Source organism: Acinetobacter sp. SH024, from assembly GCF_000163635.1.
Lineage (GTDB): Bacteria > Pseudomonadota > Gammaproteobacteria > Pseudomonadales > Moraxellaceae > Acinetobacter > Acinetobacter pittii.
On the sequence record NZ_GG753616.1, the window covers coordinates 1 to 1,476 of the forward strand.

General features: G+C 44.6%; 1 protein-coding gene. It reads left to right on the forward strand.

What is annotated here, in order from left to right:
• Nucleotides 1-4 precede the first annotated feature (4 nt).
• The coding region (gene ahpF / locus HMPREF0013_RS24195) for an alkyl hydroperoxide reductase subunit F (RefSeq protein WP_025464224.1) at nucleotides 5-1,476 on the forward strand (1,472 nt) is incomplete at its 3' end.

The following is a 1,476-nucleotide window of genomic DNA, read 5'->3' on the forward strand; positions in this document are numbered from 1 at the left end:
ACAGATGTTAGATCAAAACATTAAAACTCAATTAAAAGCTTACTTAGAACGTCTAGAAAGTCCAATCGAATTAGTTGCTGCTTTAGATGAATCAGATAAAGCGGCTCAAATTAAAGAGTTAGTGACAGAAATTGCTGAACTATCTGACCAAGTCACTGCCCGTTTTGACGGAAACAATACACGTCGTCCAAGCTTTGGTGTCGCTAAAGTAGGTGAACAGCCTCGTGTGTTCTTCGCAGGCTTACCAATGGGCCATGAGTTTACATCTTTGATCTTGGCACTGTTACAAGTGTCTGGCTATGCACCTAAAGTGTCGGATGAAGTTTTAAATCAAATTAAGGGCTTAAACCTCAAAGCTAACTTTGATGTATTCGTATCGCTTAGCTGTCATAACTGTCCGGACGTGGTGCAGGCACTTAACCTGATTGCGATTTACAACCCGAATACAACAGCAACCATGATTGACGGTTCATTCTTCCAAGATGAAGTGGAACAACGCAAAATCATGGCTGTGCCAATGGTGTTCCAAGACAATGAACACATTGGCCAAGGTCGTATGACCCTTGAAGAGATTGTAGCGAAACTCGACACTAACTCAGCTGAAAAAGATGCAGCAGCACTCAATGCTAAAGATGCATTTGATGTGTTGGTGATTGGTGGTGGTCCTGCGGGTGCAACGGCTGCGATCTATGCTGCACGTAAAGGCATTAACACTGGTATCGTGGCTGAACGCTTCGGTGGTCAAGTGATGGACACCATGGACATTGAAAACTTCACTTCTGTGCAAAAGACGCAAGGTCCTAAGTTTGCTGCCGAGATGGAAGCCCATGTTCGTGAATATGATGTCGATATCATGAACCTGCAACGTGTCACCAAAATCACGGGTGCCAACCAGACTGCAAATGGCTTGGTTGAAGTTGAACTTGAAAACGGTGCAAAACTTGAATCGAAAACTGTAATCCTTTCTACAGGTGCACGTTGGAGAGAAATGAATGTACCGGGTGAGCAAGAATACCGTACCCGTGGTGTTGCCTACTGCCCACACTGTGATGGTCCGTTGTTCAAAGGTAAACGTGTTGCTGTGATTGGTGGTGGTAACTCAGGTGTTGAGGCAGCAATTGACCTTGCAGGGATTGTTGAGCATGTCACTCTGGTTGAGTTTGACACCAAGCTTCGTGCTGACCAAGTGTTGCAAAACAAATTGCATAGCTTGCCAAACACAACGGTGATTATGAATGCCTTAAGTACAGAAGTGTTAGGTGATGGTTCACAAGTGACTGGTCTTAAATATAAAGACCGTGCGACTGATGAAGAGCATGTGGTCGAGCTTGCAGGGATCTTTGTACAGATTGGTTTACTGCCAAACACTGACTTCTTGAAAGACAGTGAAGTTGAATTAACCAACCGTGGCGAGATCATTGTGAATGACCGCAACGAAACCAATGTGCAAGGTGTATTTGCTGCGGGTGACTGTAC